At 28.7% G+C, this 7,953-nt stretch carries 9 protein-coding genes; all 9 read right to left on the bottom strand.

The genetic code is table 11. The features are described 5' to 3' along the window. Positions 1-477 precede the first annotated feature (477 nt). Positions 478-966: a hypothetical protein gene (locus HUJ77_RS13390; protein ID WP_291709424.1), complete on the bottom strand. Its 489-nt coding sequence runs from the start codon at positions 964-966 to the stop codon at positions 478-480. A gap of 325 nt (positions 967-1,291) precedes the next feature. After that, on the bottom strand, positions 1,292-1,489 hold the full coding sequence (locus HUJ77_RS13385) for a hypothetical protein (RefSeq protein WP_291709423.1): 198 nt from the start codon (positions 1,487-1,489) through the stop codon (positions 1,292-1,294). Between the two features lie 490 nt (positions 1,490-1,979). Further along, positions 1,980-2,303 carry a DUF6054 family protein gene (locus HUJ77_RS13380; protein ID WP_291709421.1) on the bottom strand — a complete coding sequence of 108 codons (324 nt, stop codon included), beginning with the start codon at positions 2,301-2,303 and terminating at the stop codon, positions 1,980-1,982. Positions 2,304-2,412: 109 nt separating this feature from the next. After that, the gene (locus HUJ77_RS13375) at positions 2,413-2,676 is read right to left on the bottom strand and encodes a hypothetical protein (RefSeq protein ID WP_291709419.1); all 264 of its coding nucleotides are present in this window, start codon (positions 2,674-2,676) and stop codon (positions 2,413-2,415) included. A gap of 405 nt (positions 2,677-3,081) precedes the next feature. Then, positions 3,082-3,399 carry a PTS lactose/cellobiose transporter subunit IIA gene (locus HUJ77_RS13370; RefSeq protein ID WP_291709417.1) on the bottom strand — a complete coding sequence of 106 codons (318 nt, stop codon included), beginning with the start codon at positions 3,397-3,399 and terminating at the stop codon, positions 3,082-3,084. Between the two features lie 36 nt (positions 3,400-3,435). Beyond that, positions 3,436-3,753 carry a PTS sugar transporter subunit IIB gene (locus tag HUJ77_RS13365; protein ID WP_291709415.1) on the bottom strand — a complete coding sequence of 106 codons (318 nt, stop codon included), beginning with the start codon at positions 3,751-3,753 and terminating at the stop codon, positions 3,436-3,438. Positions 3,754-3,860: 107 nt separating this feature from the next. Beyond that, positions 3,861-4,760: a haloacid dehalogenase-like hydrolase gene (locus HUJ77_RS13360; protein WP_291709413.1), complete on the bottom strand. Its 900-nt coding sequence runs from the start codon at positions 4,758-4,760 to the stop codon at positions 3,861-3,863. A 241-nt stretch (positions 4,761-5,001) separates the two neighbouring features. After that, complete coding sequence (locus HUJ77_RS13355) at positions 5,002-6,306, bottom strand: PTS sugar transporter subunit IIC (protein ID WP_291709411.1); 1,305 nt, start codon at positions 6,304-6,306, stop codon at positions 5,002-5,004. 100 nt (positions 6,307-6,406) lie between these two features. Next, positions 6,407-7,953: beta-galactosidase (locus HUJ77_RS13350; RefSeq protein WP_291709409.1), on the bottom strand; the 1,547-nt coding region annotated here is incomplete at its 5' end.

Below are 7,953 nucleotides of genomic sequence, written 5' to 3'. Positions count from 1 at the left end.
TTCTATATTTCTCCATATTCTATATTTCTCCATATTCTATATTTCTCCATATTCTATATTTCTCCACATTCTATTTTTCTCCATTCATATATTTTATAAAATAGTAATATTTAAATATCGTTCTAAATACTATAATAAAAATATTATTCTTATATAATTTTTCACTCTGATATATATCCCTATTGTGTAATTATTTCTTTTTAATATTAATTATTAATTGAATTTAAAATATAGTATGCTAATATTATCCAAATGATGCCTATTTATTAGAAAAATTTATAATATTTAGTTTACCTACTGGAAATAAATGGACCCCAGGGGATTTGTAAATCCCCTGGGGTCCATTTATTTCCAGTACTTATATATAAATTTATTCTAATACTCTTCCTTTTCAAATATAATATAGGAAAGTACATACTGATATAAAGCATGTAATTAAAACAATTACTATCTAGAAGTTTAATTATGAAATTCATATTATTTATATGGACTTTTACCAGGTTTTTGTTCAACCTTCCATGGAAAAGTATCCTCAAAGACATAAATATAATCCCCATTACCATCATATCCAAGAACCTTAAATTCATTACCTTTAAATCCACTCATATACACAAGCCAAATTCTCTTGCCACCAGCTTCAATTATTTTTGCCTCTTTCATTTCAGGGCTATTACTTTCTTTTACATTAACTGACTTTATCTCATCATTGAATATTACTCCAAAATATATTGGCAAGGAACTTCCCTTAATAGCAGGAAAATATTGAGCTGTTAAATCTCTTTTTTCAATTCTATCAATTGAAGAAGTTCCACTATATAGCACCTTATATCCAAATAAATTTTTACTAAGAAAAACTGTGCTAAGATATTCTTTGGAATTATTTGAACTGATACCAAAGACAATACTTCCTTTATCTGTTAGCTCTTCATGAATTATTTGAATACTACTAGTTTCATCAATATTCAAAGCCTCTTCTATTTTTCCATATCTCCCCTTACTATTAACCATTATAAATATTGAAATTATTATTACAGATATTATTAATATAGTAATTAATTTATATTTATTTTTTATAATAACCCCTCCAACCCTTGTGATTTAATACAATTATATCATTATCATTATCCTAATTTATATAATTTATAGAATTATTATCCATTTAACCATATAATTATACTATGACTAATTTATTATTTAAGAGAATTAAAAATGATAAAGAATAAAACTACAGGAAGAATATATTTAATGTTCTAGTCTAATTCTTTATAGATCCTAATTGATGAATTGTAGTTTATTTACTTTCTTTATTAATTCTATAATCTATTACAGAACCAATAACAATACCAATCAACATTCCAAATCCTGCACTAGTGCTAATACTAAATCCTGAATTAAAATTTAATACTCTCCATAAAAGAATTCCTATAAAAGCACCCATAACAAATCCTAGAATTAAAAATATAGTTAGATATTTATATTCATTTCTCATGTGTACTCACTCCTTTATCTAATGAAACTCTTATTTATCCAATAGTTTAGATATAAATAGAAAGACTTTCCACCTCATATATCTTCTTATATTAAAGTATATAACCCTACTCTAATTTACCTATTTATCTCTATAGTAACATTATTTGTGAATATATTCCATTTCAATCTTGAAAAACTCACTTTCACATAGAATACTCTATAAAAATAAGGACATCACCATACTAAATGCTATGATAACTATCTACTGATTATCTAACAATATTGCATAAACTTTTCTTATTTTCACCTTAATCTCTCACCCCTTAAATATTTATAGTTTTCAATAGATTAAGATTATTCATATCTTTTCCAAATTGTGATTTAAGAATTTCAGATACTTTCAACTTTGATTTACATTCTAGACATATTTTCATAGTATGCCCCCCTATGAATTTTACTAAATATCTCTTTATATCTATAAATTAATTCGTAATAGTTTAAATAATAGATTAGATAATATAGTTATAAAGAATTTCTCTAATACTAGATATAAGCTTATCTGCAGACCCAAGGTCTATAGAAGCTAAACCTGATGCAGTTCCTGATGTAATTAGTTTAACCTTAGTAATATTAGTAGTATCATCACATATAAGAATGATAGCACCATTACTATTAGTTCTAAAGAAATACTTTTCATAGGTAGTTATATAGATAGATTTATCATTATCTAGTTCATAAAATTCTGTATCCAAGACATTACCATCAAACTTCTCACTAACAAGTTTAACTACCTGACTTGGTAAAATGCTAACATAAAAATTATCAATTGCCATTATAACGCCTCACAATCTTATAAGTATTGCTTTACTTATAACTTATTTATTTTGTAATATAATACAATTACATACTTTACATAACTCAATTATTCCTGATAGCTCAATATTAATTAATATCTTCTTTTTTAATATCCTTATATTTTATTTCAAGTATTGTTTCTACAAAATATCCTACAAATCCAAATAAAGAAACTAGTAAATATGCAATTCTTTTATCTGTAGATCTTGACATTCCTGTCAAATTATCAAATCCAGCATTATTAACAATAGATGTTGTTGTGTTAAAAATAAGTATAATTCCTACTATAAACAACACTAAAAATACAAATCTACGAACCCTTGACCAAAATTTGAAATCCAGTTCTTTCATATATATACCCCCCTTATTATAATGAACAATATAATAATATTCTAAATTGATTATTATATTTTCATAATATAGATTTGTTGTAGTATTAATACTACAAGGATTTGTAAAATAAAAAAAATCATAGGAAATGTTTGCCCCATTCCCTTAATATAATTTACAACTCCCCTCCAAATATCACCAAATTAGCATTATTAATAAAACATTAAATAATACAATTACATACTTCATAGATAATATATTTTTTATTATACATTTTTCTGGAATATAATTCCATAAATAATGAAGATATTATATTCTTCTTGAGAAAAATCATCAAAGCTAAAATAAAAAGAGGTTGCCTAAGCAACCTCTAATAAAGTTCATTTCTTAATTCAATTTTCCCCTGGGGACCAATTATTTACCAATTTATTTCTTAATAGTTTCGTATAGTTCTACTATTTCTTTTGCTAAATCTGTAAAGGCTATTGATGTCATTAAATGGTCTTGTCCATGAACCATTAATAATGAAAGTTCTGTTCTTTCCCCTTGAGCTTCTTTAGTTAACATTTCTGTTTGAGAATGATGAGCCTTAGTTAGTGAAGCTCCTGCCTCTGCAATTTTAGCTTTAGCTAATTCAAAATCTCCAGTTTTAGCTGCTTGGATAGCCTCCATTGCATTACTTTTTGCATCTCCTCCAAACATAATTAATTGCATAATTACATCTAAGTTCATTTGTTCTTCCATAATAAACACTCCTTTCTTAAGTTAACAACTATACAACTAATTACCCATTAATTTTATAGCTTGATCTAATACCTTTACCCCATTCATTGTTCCATAGTCAACCATATTGATAATATCTAGTGGAATCCCTAGTGGTGTAGTTTTCCCTTCGAATTGTCCCTTCATAAAACGTACTTGTGGTCCTAAAAGTAATACATCAATTTTTTTATTGATTAATTGATCCTCTGCTTCACTAGCTGAAACTGCAAATATATCTGCTTCAAGTCCTCTATCTTCAGCTGCTTTTTGCATTTTTGTTACTAGTAAACTAGTACTCATTCCAGCTGAACATACTAACATAATTGTCTTTTTCATATTGATAATTCCTCCTTAAAACTTATTAATAAGTCTTTATTCTTCCCCAGGGGAACAAATTTTTCCAGTATCCATAACCCTTCCCCAGAGGAACAAATTTTTCCAATTTATCTATTGATTGATCTTGCTATCATTGAAACAGTATGACGTACACCACGAATGGCTTTACTCATAGCAAAGATATTTTCAAAAGGTGCAACTCCACCATAACCTGCATCACCTATATGCTGAATATCTGCTCCACAAATTTTATTACGTATTGCAATTTGCTTAATTGTATCTTCATCAGAACTTTCTTGGCTAGTTCCAATGGCTGTTAATACAAGTGCTCCCTTGCTATGGGCAGTTTTAACAGCTTCCTTTAAATCCATATCATCAAAGCCTGGTACTGTTCCTACTGCTGGAACTAAAATGATATCAGCTCCTGCTTCAATAAAAGCTTCTATTGCTTTTATATCTGCAACTGGCTCATCAACTCCAGCTCCATGCATTTTTCCAGCAATAATTAATCCTGAAAAGTTTTCTTTTGCTAAGCTAATTGCCTTTTCAATTTGTGAATTACTTACTCCAGTACCTGGATTACCTGTGAAGCAAACAAAGTCCATACCTAGTCTTTCAATTTCTTTAATTGTTTCAACATTAGCTTGTCTACCTTTGCTTATTGCTAAGCGATCCTCTGCCATATTTGCTTCTAAATCTACAGGTTCTAAATTTACTCCTATTGGACGTCCTACTAATGAATGTAACTTATCTACAAAGTTTCCTTCTTTAGCATCTATTCCAAATATCTCTGGATTTAAAACATCTACACCATTAAGTAAAATTAAATCTGCCCCAAAAGCTCTAGCAATTTCAGAGTTTGTAATATCACCGATAAAGGATTCCCTAGGTGCCACATTCTCTGAAAGAATGGTTCTCCCTTCACTTGCTTTAATACTTTGTTTCAACTCTGCTGCGGTCATTTGCAATATATCCGAAGCGTTTGCACTAATTAATCTTTTACCCATAACTACTCCTCCAAATTTTTATCTTATTATTTTTCTGTTTCTCATACATTTATCTATAACTTTATCTATTTATAACTTTATCTATTTATAACTTTATCTATTTATCTATTTATAACTTTATCTATTTATCTATTTGTATCTTTATATCTATCTTTTATAAACTCCCTTATGAGTTTTTTATTTCATTTTATATTTTTCATTCTTCATTATTAATTCTAAATTCTGCTCTAGCAAATTTCTGCTATACTAATTCTTCAACTTCTTGTGATTCTAAAGCTAAATTTTGTTTTTCTACTGCTTTATAGAATAACCAATATATTAAAATATCAACTATTATACATACTATTTGAAGAACTGCTCCACTTATATGTCCTCCTGTTGTAAGGAATCCACTAAGGATTGGTGGCATTGTCCATGAAACTGCAATTCCAGTTGTCTTAGCAACTAAACCTGTTGCCATTGCTACATAAGATATTATTGCATTAGCCATTGGTGCTAAAATAAATGGAATTAATAATGAAACATTCATTACTATTGGTAAACCAAACATTGCAGGTTCATTAATATTAAATATACCTGGTGTTAAAGTTAAAGGAGCCATAGTTTTACTAATCTTACTTGAATTTTTACGTCTAGCAATAATAGCAATTACTATTACTAAGCCAAGTGTAGCTCCACCGCCACCCATAAATACATAGTTATCTATAAATTGCATTGTTATTATATTTGGTAATTCAGCCATTTTATCAGCTTGGAATAATAGACGATTAGCATCTGAGTTCATTAACCAAATTGGATTAAGAATGCTATTTACAACATTTCCACCATGGATACCAACAAACCAGAACATACTATTTAATAGGATTGCAATAAGTGTTCCGAAAATATTATTTCCTAATAATCCTAAAGGTCCACCTAATATTTTCCCTAATACATCGTGAATATTACCAATACTCATCTTATCAAGAACTCCAAAAACAATTAGCCATAAAGTGATAATTGCAGCTCCAGGAATTAAAGCACTAAAGCTTCTTGCAACTGCTGGTGGTACAGCATCTGGTAACTTAATTTGAATATTATGTTTAATAAACCATTGGAATATTAAAGCAGAAATTATACCAAGAACCATAGCTACGAATAAGCCTTTACTTCCCATGTAACCTACTGGAATTCCAGCACCATTTTCACCAGTTACAAAAGGTGTTACTACTATGAAAGAAGATAATGCTATTATACCCGCTGAAACACCATCAACTTTATGTTGACGTGCATAGCTATATGCAACACCAAAACTTGCAACTAACCCCATTAATCCAAAGCTACTATCAACACCCTTCCATAAATAAGAGTCAACTCCTATGGTAGTTAACCAAGTAGTCCATGCATCAATTGGAAAGCTTGCTATTACAAGGAATAAAGAACCTATAATTATTAATGGCATACTTAATGTGATTCCATCACGTATTGCTATTAATACTTTATTTGCACCTAATTTAGCTGCAATTGGAAGCATTTTTTCTTCAAGAACTTCATTTAGATTTTTCATATTAACCTCTCCTCATTTAATAATTTAAAATAATCTCTATACCCTTTAACCATAAAATATTATGTGATTATTTACTTCAAAACTTAAACTATATATTTAATTACAAATCAGTAAAAATAGGCTTGTCACTAAATTCAAGTTCATTTATTAGGATATTTTCAGTTTCAAATACAATAATCTCATTCTTTTCTTTAAGAAAACCAGATGGAAGATATAAATATTGTATAGGTCCTACAGACCAATACCTTCCAATATTAAAACCATTAACAAATATACAACCCTTGCCATATTTAGAACAGTCTATAAAAGTATCATGAATACTATCTAATTCAACAGTAAAATGATAAAACATTGGAGTTTCTACCTTAATTAAAGTATCTTCTTTATCTAAAGTATTTTCTTCAAATTTAATCTTAGCTACCATTTCCTCATTAAGTGATAATGGATACTCAGTCCATCCACTATGGAAATGATTATTTATCATTACTCCACCCTTTATACCTTTTCTTTGCGTAGGTGAATTTAGTTTATGTCCATAATTTACTCTTCCTAAATTTTCTACTAATATATCAACATTTATAATTTGATTTTCACTGTTAAACTCAACTTCTGTACCTATTTCTTCTTTATATTGAGTTGTTACAAACTTTTCATCTATATAAATACTACATCTATCAGCAGCATCAATAACTTTTAATTTTTCAGCATGATTATAATTTTTGATTTTAGATCTATACAACATATATCCGTAATTGCAATTTAAATTTTCCATAGCTTGTGGATATACAGTAGTGTTTTCCTCTGATATTTCAGAAACAATTTTCATTAAACTTACTGCTCCATCAGCTTTGTACTTACCAAGATTCTTTTGAGCTCTTATTCTTGGTTCAAATTGCTCTATACTTGGATAAAGTGCTTTTACAACCTTTTTCAATTCATAATATTTATCTCTTGGATTACCCCATTCTGTTAATACAGCATCATAATCATAAGAGGTAACCTGTGGTAAATCATTATTTCCTCTTGCTGAACATCCATTCATAAACCCAAAGTTTGTTCCGCCTCTAAACATATAAAGATTTATACTTCCAATCTCTAGCATTTCCTTTACATCTTCAGCTAAATCAATTGCATCTCTACGAATAATTTCTTGACCCCATCTATTAAACCAGCCATCCCAATATTCCATACACATAATAGGCCAATTCTTACCATGCTCTTTAAAATAATCCTTAAGAATATCAGTGTTTTCCTTTGACTTTGAACCAAAATTCCCAGCTACAAAAATATCATCTTCTATTAAAGCTCCTGAATCTAAGGCTTCAAGCCATGTTCCATCTGAGGTGAAAAGGGGAACATCTACCCCATTTTCTCTCATTATTGATGCTATAATTTTTAAATATTCCTTCTCATTTCCATAAGAGCCATATTCATTTTCAACTTGCATCATTAAAACTGGTCCACCATGAGTTACTTGATATTTAACTAACCTAGGTATTAATTCATTGTAGTAATTTCTTACTTTATCTATAAAATTAGCATCTGTACTTCTAAGCTTTATTCCTTTGTCCTTTAAAAGCCATGCTGGAAGTCCACCAAACTCCCATTCAGCACATATATAAGGAGTTGGTCTTAAAATAACATATA

Origin of the sequence: Clostridium sp., assembly GCF_021443865.1 — a bacterium.
GTDB lineage: Bacteria > Bacillota > Clostridia > Clostridiales > Clostridiaceae > Clostridium.
This window is presented reverse-complemented; position numbering and strand designations above follow the sequence as displayed.